Annotated in this window: 9 protein-coding genes; 4 read left to right on the plus strand and 5 right to left on the minus strand. The window is 44.6% G+C overall.

The genetic code is table 11. The annotated features are described in order from the left end of the window. Positions 1-7 precede the first annotated feature (7 nt). Together ACFQ21_RS09055 and ACFQ21_RS09060 are read right to left on the minus strand one after the other, a co-directional pair. The gene (locus ACFQ21_RS09055; protein ID WP_377577923.1) at positions 8-742 is read right to left on the minus strand and encodes a carboxypeptidase-like regulatory domain-containing protein; all 735 of its coding nucleotides are present in this window, start codon (positions 740-742) and stop codon (positions 8-10) included. Between the two features lie 97 nt (positions 743-839). After that, a complete protein-coding gene (locus tag ACFQ21_RS09060) occupies positions 840-2,207 on the minus strand; it encodes a PAS domain S-box protein (RefSeq protein ID WP_377577925.1) in 1,368 nt (455 codons plus the stop codon). Positions 2,208-2,658: 451 nt separating this feature from the next. Between ACFQ21_RS09060 and ACFQ21_RS09065 the strand changes: the two genes are divergently transcribed. Both ACFQ21_RS09065 and ACFQ21_RS09070 read left to right on the plus strand, forming a co-directional pair. After that, positions 2,659-5,253 (plus strand): cation-translocating P-type ATPase, encoded by a 2,595-nt coding sequence (locus tag ACFQ21_RS09065; protein WP_377577928.1) that lies wholly within the window; start codon positions 2,659-2,661, stop codon positions 5,251-5,253. Between the two features lie 311 nt (positions 5,254-5,564). Beyond that, positions 5,565-7,841 carry a carbohydrate-binding protein gene (locus ACFQ21_RS09070; protein ID WP_377577931.1) on the plus strand — a complete coding sequence of 759 codons (2,277 nt, stop codon included), beginning with the start codon at positions 5,565-5,567 and terminating at the stop codon, positions 7,839-7,841. Positions 7,842-7,894: 53 nt separating this feature from the next. Here the strand turns inward: ACFQ21_RS09070 and ACFQ21_RS09075 are convergent, their stop codons facing one another. Beyond that, positions 7,895-8,368, minus strand: coding sequence for a YybH family protein (locus tag ACFQ21_RS09075; protein ID WP_377577934.1), 474 nt, complete (start codon positions 8,366-8,368; stop codon positions 7,895-7,897). A 542-nt stretch (positions 8,369-8,910) separates the two neighbouring features. Here ACFQ21_RS09075 and ACFQ21_RS09080 point away from each other — a divergent pair. Next, complete coding sequence (locus ACFQ21_RS09080) at positions 8,911-10,434, plus strand: hypothetical protein (RefSeq protein ID WP_377577937.1); 1,524 nt, start codon at positions 8,911-8,913, stop codon at positions 10,432-10,434. Positions 10,435-10,459: 25 nt separating this feature from the next. Beyond that, positions 10,460-13,969, plus strand: a complete 3,510-nt coding sequence (locus ACFQ21_RS09085; protein WP_377577940.1) for an Ig-like domain-containing protein — start codon at positions 10,460-10,462, stop codon at positions 13,967-13,969. 126 nt (positions 13,970-14,095) lie between these two features. On the opposite strand, the gene ACFQ21_RS09090 is transcribed toward ACFQ21_RS09085, so the two are convergent. Together ACFQ21_RS09090 and ACFQ21_RS09095 are read right to left on the minus strand one after the other, a co-directional pair. Continuing rightward, on the minus strand, positions 14,096-15,310 hold the full coding sequence (locus ACFQ21_RS09090; protein WP_377577943.1) for an FAD-dependent oxidoreductase: 1,215 nt from the start codon (positions 15,308-15,310) through the stop codon (positions 14,096-14,098). A gap of 364 nt (positions 15,311-15,674) precedes the next feature. Then, positions 15,675-16,733, minus strand: a complete 1,059-nt coding sequence (locus ACFQ21_RS09095) for a PorP/SprF family type IX secretion system membrane protein (RefSeq protein ID WP_377577946.1) — start codon at positions 16,731-16,733, stop codon at positions 15,675-15,677. Positions 16,734-16,735: the final 2 nt, after the last annotated feature.

Here is a 16,735-nt window from a genome sequence, read left to right on the forward strand (position 1 = left end):
TATATACTCAGAATATACCCTTCACCTTTCCCCACCATTTGCGCAAGCCAGACTGTTCCTTTTCAGTATATATATCATCCACCACTACAATTTTCCCCATCATCTCATAATACGCAGCAGATAATCGGATCTCGATCGAATCAATCGTTTCGGCTGTTACGGTGTATTCCATTGTCTCATACCCGATAAAACTCAGCATCAGCACATCGCCTTCTTTTAATTTCCGGGGGAATTCAAATTTTCCGTCAGCATCGGTTACAGTTCCTTCCATTGATCCTTTCAGATATATACTTACACCGGCCATGGGTTGATTAACTTCATCCCGAACAACGCCTTTTACAATGCGTTCTTCATCTGCAACACGCAGGGTTGCAGTCTGCATAGATGCGGTATGTTCCATATATACCGGAGATATCTGCTGCTGTATAACATTCGCAGAACCTTCTTTAGCCATCAACGCAAACATCAGACTCAGAAAACCAGCTTTCAATAATGTCAGTCCCGGATTGAAAGTCGGTGCCGTCTGAAACGAATAGCTTTTCAATTGGTTGGTACGTAAACGTCCGCACATATTGGCGGGCTTGTTGGTAAAGAAAGCGAGAACCTCGGCATCGCTCATCTTCGTAAAGTCGACTACATTTTTACTGCACGAACTGCAAAAGCCTCCGTTTGCGGTAGGTGTAAAATCGCTCCATTGCTCATGGCAGGGATTTTCAATGGAAAGAGAAATACGTTTACTCATAGTGAATCGATTTATTTTCACATGAGATGCGGTGTTCACACCAATTCCATAAAAAAATTTTACTTTTTTACCGGGGATGTGCCGTGCGTGCGACCGGCTATGGTTTACGGGACTTTACGCGAAGCAATAGCTCCTGGTGATTATGCACGAAGTCCACCAGTTCGCTGGTGGCCGTGTTCAGTTCATCGCTGCAGACCGAAAATTTCCTTGCTACCATTTTAAATTCATCACGGTCAAAAACATCCATCTCGATCAGGTTGGCCAATCCTTTTATACGCGCCATCGGTCCGCGGATATTATGCGATGCACTGAACGCGATCGATTCTAATATACCACGCGTCTTCTCCTGGATCTGCTCATGCAGTTTACGCTCGGTTATGGGAAGTCCTAATGAAAGGAAGTGTTCAATTTGCCCATGATCATTTCGAATGGGTATAACTACACAATCAAACCAGTACAAGTGTCCACTCTTGCTGCGATGTTCAACTTCACCACGCCATACCCTGCCTTCCAGCAACGCTGCTCTTCGCTCTTCTTCATTTGCCGCCTGATGCTCGGGCGTTGCCAGCATACTATAGTGTTTACCCAGAAGCTCTTCGGCTGTATACCCGGATGCCTTCACGATCTGTTCATTTACCTGCACAAATTTCCCTTCCTTGTCGTTGATGCATGAGTACATATTTATATCGATCGCATCAATATAGGTTTGCAACTCCCGGCTTTTTTGCCTGACAAGACTTTCCAATTGATTGGTCAAGTCCTGCAGTTTTTCGTTGATGGCTTTGATCTCTTCGTTGTTCGATTTCAATTCCGCTTCAGCCTTGCGAAGTTCATTATACTTTACAGTAAGTTTTTCATCATAGTGTTTGGCCAGGTCGCGGAAGAACGCAATCTGAAAAGATATAACAGCTACGGTATTGAGTAATATAGCGGCCGGAACAATAGTATAATTAATAGCAGGATCGGGAACAAAAGGAGTTTGCGTGTGATAAACGAGGTATGCTATAAATATAATTGCACACATCACGTTGGCGAATATTACCGAGACACGATCTTCCGAGATCAGTGTAGCGGTAGTGGCGAGCCCGATCAGGGTATATTCGTTACCAGTGCCCCGCCCTTCGTAACACCAGTAACTTATGACCAGCAACGAACCAACCAGGTAAAGATTCTGGGAAGCACGAAATTTTCCGTTCCGATTCAGCACCAGTACAACGATCAACACCGGCACTATATATAGCGGACCGTAAAAATATGTATACCCTATCGCAGCATATACTACGGAAAATGAGACTACGGAAATCAATACGATAAATGCGAGTCCGTTCAACAGCATGATACGTCCACGCAAGAGACCCGGCACTGTAGATCGATACCCGATCTTCAGTCCCCGCTTCCAGGCTGAACGTAGCTTCTTCAGCACAATCTGGAAGGGGTGGCTCCTGTTCACATCTATAGGGTTCATAGCAAGGGGAGCATTAACACGATTGCTGAAATTACAACAACTGTCTCACATAACACAGTACAAAACTCGAAACTCTCGCATATTCCGGCTATCACCTATATAAAGAAAATGAATCTAAGTATTACCCTTAGCATACCTAAGTGCCGCACGTAGCCCATCCGTGTTCGATTATGATTTGCACAGGTCGCCAGCGCATCAAAACCTGACAAAAATCAGGTTTCCTGCACGTATCCGTTCCAATTTTGCATTTGCGCGCAGGCGATCTTTACCTTCTGCACGAAACACACGAACCTTTATATAAATTACGATACAGGACATACGTTACTTGATGAGATTGTAAGATATCTCTATAGTTTGCTATCCGGCAAAACCCGAGTGGCATATATTTTTACGGAACAGATTGTCTTGAAGAGTGCGGCCAGATCGCTATGGTCAGAATAAATTTACACGTATGCAAGCTGAATATAGTATAGATATCAACACTGTCGTTAATCAGTTACAGACCGATACGGACCGCGGTATTTCAACCGGGCTCGCGCAAAAAAGATTACAGGAATTTGGCCGCAACGTGCTTGAACAAAGCAAGCAGCAACCCTGGTGGCTGATTCTGTTACGACAGTTTAAAAGTCCGATTGTATACCTGTTGATATTCGCAGCGGGTATGTCGCTATATTTTCAGGAGTGGCTTGATGCAGGTGCTATACTGATTGTGATCCTGGTGAATTCGCTCATCGGGTTCTATATGGAATTCCAGGCAAGCCGTTCGATGGAAGCATTGCAAAAACTTTCTACCGTACGCGCCAAAGTAATGCGCGATGGCAAGCTTAACGAGATGGATGCTGCTGAAATAGTGCCCGGAGATATACTCTTTCTCGAGGCGGGTGATATGATGCCCGCTGATGGCAGACTTTTTAAACTCTCGCGTCTGCAGGTAAATGAATCTGCCTTGACAGGCGAATCAGTACCAGCCGAAAAAAAGACCGATATACTGGGCAACGATACTCCATTGGCTGAGCAAACCAACATGTTGTTCAAAGGAACTTTTGTTACTAATGGAAACGGCTGGTGTATTGTTACGGGCACCGGCATGAAAACTGAGCTTGGTAAAATTGCTAACATGGTTCAATCGGCAAAACAGACAGCCACTCCGTTGGAAAAGAAATTGGAAGTGCTCAGCAAGCGGCTGATTCAGATTACCGTGGTATTGGTAGTGATCATTTTTATTATAGGATGGCAGATGGGACAAGACCTGATGCAAGTGCTCAACACTTCAATTGCACTGGCTGTAGCCGCTATACCGGAAGGACTTCCCATTGTTGCCACGCTGGGGTTAGCGCGCGGCATGCTTGCCATGGCACGGCATAACGTACTTGTAAAAAAATTATCGGCAGTGGAAACGTTGGGAGGCACCACGGTGATCTGCACGGATAAGACTGGTACACTTACAGAAAACCGCATGACGGTGAAAGAGATCTTCCCTTCTGCGGAGTCATCCCAGGATACACATCAACCTATATTAGAGGCTTGCATTCTCTGCAACACAGCGACAGCCGATGGAGATGGCAAAGAAATTGGCGACCCGCTGGAGATTGCGTTGCTAAACTATGCTCAACAGTATATAGCGATTGAAGAAGTACGCAAACAGTTTCCGAAAGTAAATGAAGAACCATTCTCATCAGAAAGCAAGCGGATGCTTACGGTGCACAAGAAAGAATCAGGATATATACTCTATGCAAAAGGAGCACTGGAAGAAATTCTGAAACTCTGTCAAAAGCAGCATCAGAACCAGGAGATACTTTCAAATGAATCAAAGCAAAACCTTTTGCGCGAAGGCGAAAAACTTGCTGCGTCCGGGTATAAAGTTATCGGGCTGGCATCAAAAGAAAACAACAGTGAAACTGCAGAAGCCACTGATCTTACTTTTCTCGGCATGATCGGATTGATCGATCCCCCCAGAGCAGATGTTGCGCAGGCTATACATGAATGTAAAACAGCCGGTATAAAAGTAGTGATGATCACGGGCGATCATCCGCAGACCGCAAAAGAGATTGCCCGCCAGTTGGGTATCGTATCCGGTGTCAAAGAAGATGCTATACTGGGTGTATCCATGAAAGCATATAATCAGCTAACCGACCAGGATAAAGACAAGTGGCTGAACAGCCACGTCTTTGCCCGTGTTACGCCCGGCCATAAACTCGATCTTATCCAGGTATACCAGGATAAAGAACACATCGTAGGCATGACAGGCGATGGTGTTAATGACGCGCCTGCACTCAAGAAAGCAGATATAGGTATAGCGATGGGCCAACGCGGAACACAGGTTGCCCAGGATGTAGCGGACATGATTTTACAAGATGATTCGTTTTCATCGATCGTGCGTGCTATTAAACAAGGCCGCGTCATCTTCGATAACATCCGGAAGTTCGTGATCTTTCTATTATCCTGTAACCTGAGTGAATTGTTTACCATTGCTGTATCGGCAACACTTAACCTGAATTTTACACTGCTTCCATTGCAGATACTCTTTATAAACCTGATCACGGATGTACTCCCTGCTATTGCTTTAGGGCTTACACCCGGTAACGCCATGGTGATGAAACATCCGCCACGCAGTACCCGCGAACCAATCATTGACACGCCACATTGGAAAGGCATTATCTTCTACTCTGCGATAATCAGTGCTGCCAGTATAGGTGCTGTATTCTTTGGACACTATAGTCTGGACAGTGGCAGTGAATGGGACACGAACCGCGCTAACAATATACTTTTCTTTACGATGATCGGTTCGCAATTGCTTCATGTATTTAACATGCATGCATCAGAAAGTAATTTCTTTCGTTCTGAAATTGTACGCAACCGATACGTCTGGTTTTCGCTTGGTATATGTATAGGTATCATCGCGATATTGCATCTGATAGAACCTGTTAAAAAAGTGTTATCTATTTTTCCGATCAGCACGTCAGACTGGATGGTTGTGCTTGCATTCAGCTTTGCCGGCATGATTGTGAATCAACTTGCCAAGAAATTCAATATCGTAAGACTATAAATCGACATCACTACCGTGTAAACTATACGGCACCATTTAACTGCTGCTATAGTATATATTGTTAAGACATGAGTGTGACAACATCTCGGCTGTTTTTCATCAACTGTTAAAACGTTAATCATCACCTCCATTTTTGCAACCGTTTGAAAAAGATCAAAAGCTATTTTTCTATTTTTTTCTTTTCCCGAAATCAAAATTGTTCTATAACATCGAAAACGTTTACGGCTATTCCGTGATATCTCGCTGATCTTGACCTTCGCCTGCCCTGCCGGTCAATATATAGTTTCATTTAACCAAAACTTGTTTGCATTATGAAAACATTCTTACGGTTCTTCATTTTATGGCTGCTGGTTTTTACGGGTACAGTATCCCTCTATAGTCAGCCTGCCCAGGTTCCTAAAACCAATACCACCAAAGTATATATGCACTATATGCCGTGGTTCGATGCTCCACAAAATCCGGTTGCCGGACAAAATTACTCGTGGGGCTGGCATTGGACAATGAATACGCGTAACCCGAATATAGTAGATGCGAATGGCAGACGGCAGATCGCCTCGCACTACTATCCGCTTATCGGGCCGTATGCGAGTAACGATCCTCATGTAGTCGAATATCACCTTCTGCTTATGAAACTTGCCGGTATAGATGGTGTACTGATGGATTGGTATGGATCAGAAGGGAGCAATGGTGATGTAGGAAGTCTGCTCACCAACTCCAACGCCATGATCGACAAGACATCTTCGGTAGGTATACAATTCGGACTGATACTCGAGGATCGCTTCTGGGGAAATATTCAGAATGCCCGAAACAGTATAGCGTATGCGCGTGATAACTATTTCAATAAGTCAAACTATATACGGCATGGTAGCGGTAACGACCCGTTGGTAGGTGTATTCGGACCGATCACACATCAGACACCGGCGGCCTGGACAGATATACTCTCCCATGCCGGTGAAGATGTTGAGTTCCTGACACTTTGGTATGAGTCGAGCGATGCCGGCTCTGCTGCTGACGGAGAATATACCTGGATTTATAGCGACTATCTTACCGGCATTACAAACTTCTATAGCAACCGCGCACCAACACTGAAAACGGTGATGGGTGTCGCCTATCCCGGCTTTCATGATTACTATGTGGAAGGCGGTGCAGGATCCAGCTATTTTTATATACCTGAAAACAACGGAGTGACTCTGAATGAGACACTCGGCCGATATGATCAGTATAAATCCAACCTGGACTTCCTTCAACTTGCCACCTTCAACGATTTTGGTGAGGGCACTATATTTGAACCCACCGTTGAAAACGGATTCCGATACCTGGTACGCATTCAGCAATATACCGGAGTGCCCTATACGGAAAATGATCTCCGGAATGTACACCGGTTATTTACACTTCGTAAAAAATATTTAAACGATGCTGCTAAACAGGCACAGCTGAACACCGCCTTCAATCACTTTGTAGCATTGCGCCTGAATGATGCTGTAGCTGTTATGAACAATGTAGATGGCGGAAGTCCGCCTACAGCTTCTCCCATACCAGGCACCATTCAGGCTGAAAGTTATAGCGCCATGAATGGTATACAAACCGAAAACACATCAGACAGTGGTGGTGGCACAAATGTAGGGTGGATCGATGCCAACGACTGGATGGATTATTCTGTCAATGTAGCATCAGCCGGTAGCTATACCATTAGCCTGCGGGTGGCAAGTCCGAACACCGGTGGACAACTACAATTACGAAATGGCTCCACCATGCTGACTACTGCTGCTATACCGAACACCGGTGGCTGGCAAAACTGGACTACCATCACAACTACAGCGGTTTTAACAGCCGGGGTGCAAACGTTACGACTATACGCTACAACAGGCGGCTACAACATAAACTGGGTACAATTTGCCAGTGGCACATCACAACCATCGTCCGCATACTATATCAGGAACCGCTGGCAGAATACATACTTGTACGATGGTGGTGATCGCGTGCGCTACGGCACATCACCCTCGGGCACAACGTATCAGTGGGCAATGGAAGATATAGGCAATGGACAGCGTGAGCTGCGCAACGTCAGTACAGGCGAATACATGCATATTGAAAATCTTACCGGTTATATACAATGTACCACGCGCACACCCGGATGGTCCAGTTCGCGATGGTCTACGGAAGATGCCGGCAGTGGATATATACGGTTTAAGAATGTATGGCAGAGCAATCACTTTATACATATTGAGAACCTTGCTAGTTATGCGCAGCACGGCACGATCTATACCAGTTGGCAAAGCGCTCAATGGCTACTGGAACCCGTGAGTACTTCCGCCCGCACCAGTAATGAGGCAATCGAAAAATATATAGCAGGAGAAACAGTGACCGCGTGGCCAACGCTGGTAGAACGGGAATTCACTATCCATTCTGATGGTTCCTATACTGCACTTGAGGTTATGGATGTATATGGCCGAATACACTACACGCAATCAAACCTGCAAGGCAGAAATGTAATTACGCTGGATCTGGGGAATCTGGTTGCCGGAGCACACTTTGTGAAACTGCAAAGTCCGCGCAGAAGTAAAGTTATTCGTTTCGTTAAAAAGTAATTCTATACCGACTGACCGGTTCAATGAGTGGCCTGTCAGTCGGCATACTATAATTACTTCTTATTACTGCTGAAGGAGTCGCGGTACATCTTCCAGCCTTCCGGAGTTTTCTTCCACAAGACAAGAAATTTACCGTCATCGAACATTACGTTGTTGGCATCAAATGATTGCCATAGTCCTTCCTCGGTAACATATTCTTCACCATCGCCATATACCGCGGTAGTAATAAACTTTCCGTTTCGTAAACCTATATCGTGATACGCAACTCTGAAAAAATGGAGTGGAGCATCCTCACCGCACATAGCCGGTACGTTGGGAGCGAGAATACAACAGTCTTTTGCGTAACGATTAATAAAGATCGAAGAGTCACCTTTTGCAAAAGCTTCAAAGTAAATATTGTTACTGGCTGCGATGGCTGCCTTCGCTTCTTCGAGTTTCGCATTGTTCTGTGGATGTTGGGTATTACACTTTGACAATAGGAAAATGGTGAATACACTGATCACCATTAAAATGTTATTCGTTTTCATGATGTTTGATTTTACAATTTTTAAAGATTTGTCCCGGTAAAAATCTTTAGCAAAGGAAACAGACGGGCAGCGGCACGAATTGTAAAAAAGCGAACAGCGTAAAATTATTGCGGACTTCTTTCTCTTGCGGGCAGGCATCAGCAATACACCGTTCCATATAAATAAAGAGTGGAGTGTGGATTTCACAAACATCCATTCAGCAACGTTTGTAAAGCATTCAACGCCAGATTTTACCTTTCATCGTTCAAATCCATTCTGGAATTATTCCCAATTTGATTTTATGAATCTTATTAACGGATTATCCTCCAATGATCCCCTTATAAAAAATCACATTTTATGTATGATGTGATTTTAAAAATGAAGCCGGTCAAAGCTTTAAAAGCTCTTTAACTGATCGTATTCTAACTTTCCGGAAAAACGAATCTCATTTTTCTTGACAAAGCACAAATATAGTACATGCATTTTCATTGCCTTCAGACACGCTACCTGCTTTGGTCGACTTCTTGTCAAATGCCAATCAAGAGTTAAAAGAAATGAGAAGTATGAAAAAGTTTGTATGGATGTCTGTGCTGCTGACAGGTATACTTAGCCTGGGATTTTTCTCCACACTGCGCGCACAGAACGTTGGCGTTAATGCAACGGGTGCCACACCTGACGCTTCTGCGATGCTGGATATTTCGTCCACCACATCCGGAGTTCTTATACCACGCGTAGCCTTGACTGCTACTAACACTGCAGGACCTGTAACATCACCAGCAGTAAGTTTGCTGGTATATAACACAGCTACTGCAGGCACGGAGCCTAACAATGTGGTGCCTGGTTTTTATTACTGGAGTGGTACGACCTGGATACCTTTTATGGTGCAAAATTCTTCCGGCAACGGAGGCTGGTCACTGAAAGGTAATGCCGGCACAGCAGCGGCCACCAACTTTATCGGAACTACCGATAACAAACAACTCATCTTTAAATCAAACAGTCAGTCGTATCTCGAAATGGGTACACGCGAAACTTTAGGACTTATTCAAAATTATACTGACTATACGGATGGTACTGAGAAAGTAAGTTACGTGCGCTCCGCCATGCAGTTTGAAGCGCCTGCAGCAAACTTCTACAAACCTAAATTTTTTGTAGATGCCAATGGGAACTTCCGTATGAAAGGTAGCTCGGCTGGTACTGACTTCTTCGAGTTCGGTGCACGCGGCAGTAACAACAACGGAGGTCTTGATTTTATAGTAGGCGATGACGGTGATGAGCCGATGGTTTTCAGCAGCTATAATTTTCAGACTACAGCCACAACAGAAATCATGCGTCTGCAAAACGGAAGAATGGCTGTCGGTAGCGCTACATTTGATGGCACCAACCCTGAAAAGGTATTGATCGATGCCGGTACAACAACTTCTGTTAACGCGCTATACTCAAAAGGTACAATCAATAATTACCTGCAGTTTAATATACAGAACCTTTCATCAGGCAACAATGCATCTTCGGATGTTGTAGCTACTGCCAACAATGGAAGCGAAACCACCAACTATGTAAACATGGGTATAAACAGCGGAAGCTATAACGGTGGTGTAATGGGTGCGGCCAACGATGCTTACCTGTATAATATAGGACAGAACCTGTTGATTGGTACCGGTACAGTTGCCAAAGCCGTTATCTTCATGACCGGTGGTACTTCACAAGGTTCCAACGAACGCATGCGCATCGATGGAAGTGGTAATATAGGTATAGGTACGACAAGTCCGACCGCGAAACTGGATGTAGCAGGCACCTATAAATTAGGAAGTGCCGGTACAGTACTTACCAACATGATGAAGACCAGTGTGAGCTTTAACGACAATACAGCTTTCAACTATACGGGTACACGCCAGGTAAAAGTAACCGTAACCGGAGCAACTCCCAACGCAACGGTAATCATCAACCCAAGAACTTCATTGCCTACCGGCATCGGTATAGCATGGTCACGTGTTGATGCAAACAACAGCATTACCATCGGCTTCACCAACTCGGATGTTACGGCTCGTTCGATCGGTAATGTTACATTAGATATAACCGTTATTCAATAAGACAACGCTTTTAACCTGCTATACCATGGCCCAGAAAATAAGAAATATCGTTGTGTGCATGGCCGGGGTTGCCATGTTACTCCTCACCGCATCCACGGTGTTTGCACAGGGAAGACTTATACTGAATGGAGGAAAAGTTACACTTGCCAATGGTGCCACTGTGGTAATTGATAACCCTGCTACCAACGCAATTACGCGGAACAGCAGCGGGCACATTATCAGCGAAGGCGAAAACAATATTGTGCAATGGAACATGCGCACCACTACCGGTACCTATACTATACCGTGGGGTTATGGCAGCAGCAATTATATACCGCTTACATTTACCAAAACGGCTGGTACAGGCAGCGGTCTATTCAAATTCTCAACGTATCATACAACTTCCAATAACAGTGTGCGCCCTACGGGAGTAACAAACCTGAACGGTGCAACCGGTGCTGATATATCTTCATTCGCGGTAGACCGCTTCTGGCAGATCAATGCTGTAGGGTATACAACAAAACCTACATTGAACAATGTGATCATATCTTATGTAGGTACGGAGTATGACGCTCCCAACGAAGTTAGTCTCGAAAGCAAATTAACAGCACAGCGCTGGAATGCTACTACGTCAAGCTGGGTTGACTATATCTCCGGAGGTGTTGTTAACGCTACAGCTAACACAGTTACGATTCCATCAATTAACGCCACTAACTTACAACCCTGGTGGATGGTAGCTTATCCCGGATCAAATATGCACTGGGTGGCATCATCGAATTCCGTTTGGAGCAATGCAGCAAACTGGTCAACAGCAGCAGGTGGTACGGGCGGAGCAGGTGTACCAACAGCCGCTGACGCAGTATATTTTGAAAGTAACAAAGTAACAAACTGTACCATTGACATGAACGCCACCATGTATAGTCTGAATATACAGACAGGCTATACCGGTACGATCAGCCAGGGCGCCAACCCGGTGAGTGTGGGAAGTACTGCCACTTTTGGCGATGGTATATTTCAGGGTGGCTCAGCTGATGTAACCGTAAATGGACTGTTGGCTATAGCTGGCACGAAGTTTACAGCACCATCTTCAACACTTGATCTCAAAAATAACTTCAGCCTTACTGCAGGTACCTATACACACAACAATGGTACATTGAAATTATCCGGTACCAGCGGTAAACAAACCATTACCAGCAACAGCGTAAACACATTCAACAATATAACGGTAACCAATACATCGGTTGCTACAGGAGCAAGTATAGAAAGCAGTCAGAATCTGGCTGGTGTGCTTACCCTTGGGAACAACGTAGTTTTTGATGCTGACGGAAGTGCAAACACAGCTATACTTACGCTGCTCTCGACAGGCGACAGTCCTACACGCGATGCAGCCATCGGTATACTTCCTGCAGGAGCTAAAGTATCGGGTAGTGTTACCGTACAACGCTATATGGCGATTGAAGGACCGGGCAAAGGCAGAATCTATCGTTACATAGCCTCTCCGTTGCAAGCCGCTACGGTAGCCGATATACAGAAAGAAATTTCCATTACCGGTGCATTTACCGGAACCAGCAAATGCAGCGGCTGTACCACGGCAGCATCGATGTTCGCATACAACGAAAAAATTCTTACCGACTTAAACAAGAATGGTATAGCCGATGCGGATGATGGTTATGAAAACTTTCCGGTTGCATCAAACACAGAAACACTTACACCGGGAAAAGGTTACGCCATGTTTGTTCGCGGTAACTTGATGACAACGGCATTGTGGGATGTTCGCGGGGAGATCAACGCAGGTAACGTAACGCCAGTAGCATTTCCACTGACCTTTACATCCAGTGGTAAAATTGGTAATGACGGCTGGAACCTGGTGGGTAATCCCTTTCCTTCAACCATTGATTGGGATGCTGCAAAAGGCTGGACCAAGACAAACGTTGATGCCGCTATATATATACGCGACAACGGTTTGACCAATACACAAATTGCAGCGTGGAATGGTGTTACCGGAACCAACGGTGGGTCTAGCCGCATCGCAATGGGACAAGGCTTTTGGGTGAAAGCAAACGGCAACGGAACGCCTGTGCTGGCAGCTGACGAAAACGTGAAGGCAGCCGGTACACAAACTACATTCTACAGAAAAGCTACTCCGGAAAATCTGCTGCGCATCACGCTGGCGAATACAACTACACGCGATGAAGCCGTAGTACACTTCCGTGATGATGCCTCTGAAAAATTTGACTCGCACGCTGATGCGTTAAAACTTGCCAACGCTACTTTCAACCTGTCGAGCTTAATGGCAGATGGACAAGCACTCGCCATCAACTCACTGCCTGCACTGGGTTGTAACAACAGTATAAAACTGAATGTAACCGATATAGCGGCCGGTAACTATACCCTTAATTTTTCAGAGTATGAAACGTTCCCTGCCGCATTACAGATATCATTAACCGATAACTTCACCAACAGCACCATCAACGTACGCGATGCTAAATCGTATAGCTTCGCAGTAACATCGCAGGCAGCAAGCTATGGCAACAATCGCTTTACAGTAAACTTCGGATGGCCAACCGTTCAATCTGATTTTGCTGTAACCGCTCAAAATATTTGTTCCGGTTCAGACGCAGTGGTTCAGATCAGCAATTCACAGTCCTATATAACCTATACAGCACAGGTAAAAAATTCAACCCTGGCATCAGCACCGGTTACGGGTAACGGTAGTGCGATACAGGTAAAAGTTCCGAACGCAGGTTTAACAGCAGGCATCGATACCCTGGTTGTTACTGCGGCTATCAACAGCTGTAGCCAGTCCGTTGTAAAGACTGTTGCCATCCAGGTGGAGAAGCCTACGGAAGTATCAGTACAGAATGGTAAACTGTGCGACAGCGGTGCCGTAACATTAAACGCTAGCGGTGCTCCTGGCAATGGCTCTTACCGCTGGTATGAATCCGCACAGGCAACAACACCGATAGCCGGTCAGAAAGAGAAATCATATACTACACCGGTATTGCAACAAACCAAAACATACTATGTAGCAGCGGTGAGCGCGATGGGTTGTGAAGGAACACGCCAGGCCGTAGTAGCGGAAATTGTAGCTCCGAAAAATGTCACGATCGAAGTGAAAGGCGACTCGCTGGTAAGTAACTATACCGGCGGTAACCAGTGGTACTTTAATCAAAGTATATTACCGGGTGCTACGGAACAGGCTATAACAGCAACAAAATCGGGTGTATATACAGTGGAAGCAACGTTTAACGGCTGTATAACTTCGGCAACGCGCGAGATGATCATCGCTGGCAGCGAACATGATGCTGTTTCGGTATCGGTATACCCTAACCCGGTAGTAAATGAACTCCATATTGAAGTACCGGCCTCCAATCATGACCTGAATATATTCCGATTGATCAACGCTGCTGGTCAGCCTGTAGCAACACTAGAACTTCAGCGTAACGGAAGCAATTGGACAGGAACGTTTGATATGAAGCGTTTTGCCTCGGGAATATATATCATACAAAGTACAGATGCCGCTTCTGCAATCGAAGTGAAAATTATCAAGAACTAGAACATTCAATAATTTAACCAAGAAAACAGGACGCACCCTTGCGCCCTGTTTTGTTTTTTTTCAAACATCAAACTGAATCAACCTATATATCAGAATGAGGGTAACTTCAGGATTCAAATAGATGTTTTATAGAAACTGCGGCAGTGCGTTTTGCCCTAATAACCGGGTTCCCATTTCAGCTGAATATCGTACTACGCCAAATCCATATTCGGTCATCTCTGCTTCGTAATCCCTGAGAGACTCTGAAAGCGTTTTACTTCCGTTTACAACATTGATAACTTCCTTACCAAGCAGGATAGAATCTCTTAAAGCAACATTTGCTCCTCGTCCTAAACTCGGTGTCATGGTATGAATGGCATCGCCTAAAAGAGTTACATTCGGATGAGACGATAATGCAAAAGGTATACTTGAATTCATCTGGATATAAAAGAAAGAACCTTTCTCGGCAGCAGCGGGCGCAAGATGTGCATCACCAGGCCACTGATGTAACAGATCTATAGCCATCTGTTGCAATTCGTCACTCGTCTTATTCCGGTTCTCTATATCGCTACCAAAAAATTCTTTGCGCCCTGATACAATACAGCCTACATAGTCATGCTGTTCATGCAGTACATTTTCAATACCCAGGCATTGGGTTGCCAGATCAGGTCTCACCGGAAAAATAACCGGACCTACTCCTAAGATTAACTTTCGTGAATCTGAAGCTGCTGTAAAAACATCAGCCGTACATAATTGAGGCAAGACTCTTCTTGCATCTTCAAGTCTAAACTTTCCATAGATTGCTCTCGCTCCTGAATCCATAAACTGTGCTTCTGGCGCTCTCTGTTTTCTTACAACAGAGCTTGTCCCATCAGCACCAATCAGCAAGTCACCTTTTGCAAATCTACCGTCCTCGAAATATGCAGTGACAGTATTACCCTCGGATTCGTAATGACGGAACTTCGCACCGTAGTGACATATATCTTCCAGGCCCATCAACAATATCTCTCGCAATGTTGCACGGTTTACATTAAGGTGTTTTGCTACACCATTTTCAATATGATGTTTTGTCTTGCTATATTCATCAATAGGAATTCTCCTTTTTAATGTAAGATCCGTGTTCAGGATTGTTGTATAAGGAAGTGCATGGGTTGACGTTAGCTCAAACAATTGAAATAGATTGTCAGATAAGGATTCCCGAATAGAATCAATACCGTCAGCATCAAGGTGCAAACGATATCCTTGCTTTCTATCCCAGGGACTTGCGTCTCGTTCAAACACTTGAACATTTACTCCGTTCTTCTTCAAAAATTGAGCAAGACACAATCCACCTATACCTGCGCCAATAATTATTACTGTCATAGTATTTTTTAAAAAAATGTCAAAAAAGTTTTCAGATTAAGTTGATGATCTATAGACCATATATACCACGCGAGCTAAGGCGGAACTTTCTGCCTGAGTAAAACGCATAAAAAAATCAGCATGACATATCTTTTTAGATTATGACTGCCGTTTTTTCCTTAACAAGATTTTTCTGCTAGATCATCGTCACGGTAGACGTAGAATCACCCTATATGAGATTAGTGATTCAATATGTCACAAAACTAATTTCATTCTTTAAAAGAAAAAAATATTTTTTACTCGCTGTCCGCTTTGATTTTCGTAAAATCTTCCTGAGAAAGACTTCAGGAAATATTTTGAAGAACGAGGTATATTTAGCGTATTATTACCAGAAGTCAGGTTTACTGTAGAATGCGGGGCATGGAATGAGTTTATTTTTCTTGCGGGTTTTGTCGTTGCGTGAAGGTAGTTCGTAGGTCAATGAAAATTCGTGAGCACCTCCGGATGAAGTTTCCAGTTGAGAGATTGTAAAGTCGTAGCTATAGCCTACGGTTATGCGCTTGAGATATAGGCCGGTAAAAAGTATCAGTGCATCCTGTTCGATTGAATTAGCGATATCTTTTGAAAAAGGCTTTCCTCTATACCACACCCCTACCGATACCGGGTCGATGTGAAAATTTACTCCGAGGTCAAGTTGTGAAAAAGAAGAACCTTGCATGCGGTATATAAATGATGGCGTCAGGTAGGCTGCTCTTCCGGAGCGAAGTCCTTGATTCAGCTCCAGTCGCATACCAGCATGTATAGCAGTCTTGATTGGCAAACGGCTCTCTTCACCCAACACGGAAAGATTGGGTCGGTTCATGTGCATGAAGGAAGCACCAAACCAGAGTTTCTTCGAGTATAGTAAAAAGCCGGAACCAAAATCAAAATAACTCGGACGTTGTATCTGGTTCAGAGCGGGGTCGAGCGATGTACCGTTATATTCAAGATCATCGCCCATGCGCAGTTTCGAACGATCTATACCATTGGTTCCGTATCCGAATGAAAGTCCGGGAGAAAAAACAATCTGATCATTCAGCTTTATCTTATAAGAATATAGCGCACTTACCGTTGTACTTCTCCAGTTGGCGGAGCCCATGCGATCAGACGTGATCATAAAACCTATACCACTTCGTATCTGATTTATAAAGATGTCGTACGATGCCGCATACGTTGAAAATGCCTGCGGCAGACTGGGCCACTGCAACCTGTGATTCAACACAAAACGCTGCCGTGGCGTAATGCCCGTAAACCCCGGATTCAGATAGAGTGGTGCCTGGTAATATTGGGAGAACTGCGGGTCTTGTGCAAAGGCAGCACACGTAATCAGAATAAAGCTAAGGCTAAGATATATAGTTTTCATGTTGTTTGATTCTGCAAAGAGTGTCTTGAAATATATAATCATGG

Origin of the sequence: Ohtaekwangia kribbensis (assembly GCF_042676245.1) — a bacterium.
Lineage (GTDB): Bacteria > Bacteroidota > Bacteroidia > Cytophagales > Cyclobacteriaceae > Ohtaekwangia > Ohtaekwangia kribbensis.

What these genes read in the sequence shown, in the direction of transcription:
- ACFQ21_RS09070 (WP_377577931.1), top strand. Translation starts at nt 5,565, where the DNA reads ATGAAAACATTCTTACGGTTCTTCATTTTATGGCTGCTGGTTTTTACG.
- ACFQ21_RS09075 (WP_377577934.1), bottom strand. Translation starts at nt 8,368, where the DNA reads ATGAAAACGAATAACATTTTAATGGTGATCAGTGTATTCACCATTTTC.
- ACFQ21_RS09085 (WP_377577940.1), top strand. Translation starts at nt 10,460, where the DNA reads ATGGCCCAGAAAATAAGAAATATCGTTGTGTGCATGGCCGGGGTTGCC.
- ACFQ21_RS09080 (WP_377577937.1), top strand. Translation starts at nt 8,911, where the DNA reads ATGAAAAAGTTTGTATGGATGTCTGTGCTGCTGACAGGTATACTTAGC.
- ACFQ21_RS09065 (WP_377577928.1), top strand. Translation starts at nt 2,659, where the DNA reads ATGCAAGCTGAATATAGTATAGATATCAACACTGTCGTTAATCAGTTA.
- ACFQ21_RS09055 (WP_377577923.1), bottom strand. Translation starts at nt 742, where the DNA reads ATGAGTAAACGTATTTCTCTTTCCATTGAAAATCCCTGCCATGAGCAA.
- ACFQ21_RS09060 (WP_377577925.1), bottom strand. Translation starts at nt 2,207, where the DNA reads ATGAACCCTATAGATGTGAACAGGAGCCACCCCTTCCAGATTGTGCTG.
- ACFQ21_RS09095 (WP_377577946.1), bottom strand. Translation starts at nt 16,733, where the DNA reads ATGATTATATATTTCAAGACACTCTTTGCAGAATCAAACAACATGAAA.
- ACFQ21_RS09090 (WP_377577943.1), bottom strand. Translation starts at nt 15,310, where the DNA reads ATGACAGTAATAATTATTGGCGCAGGTATAGGTGGATTGTGTCTTGCT.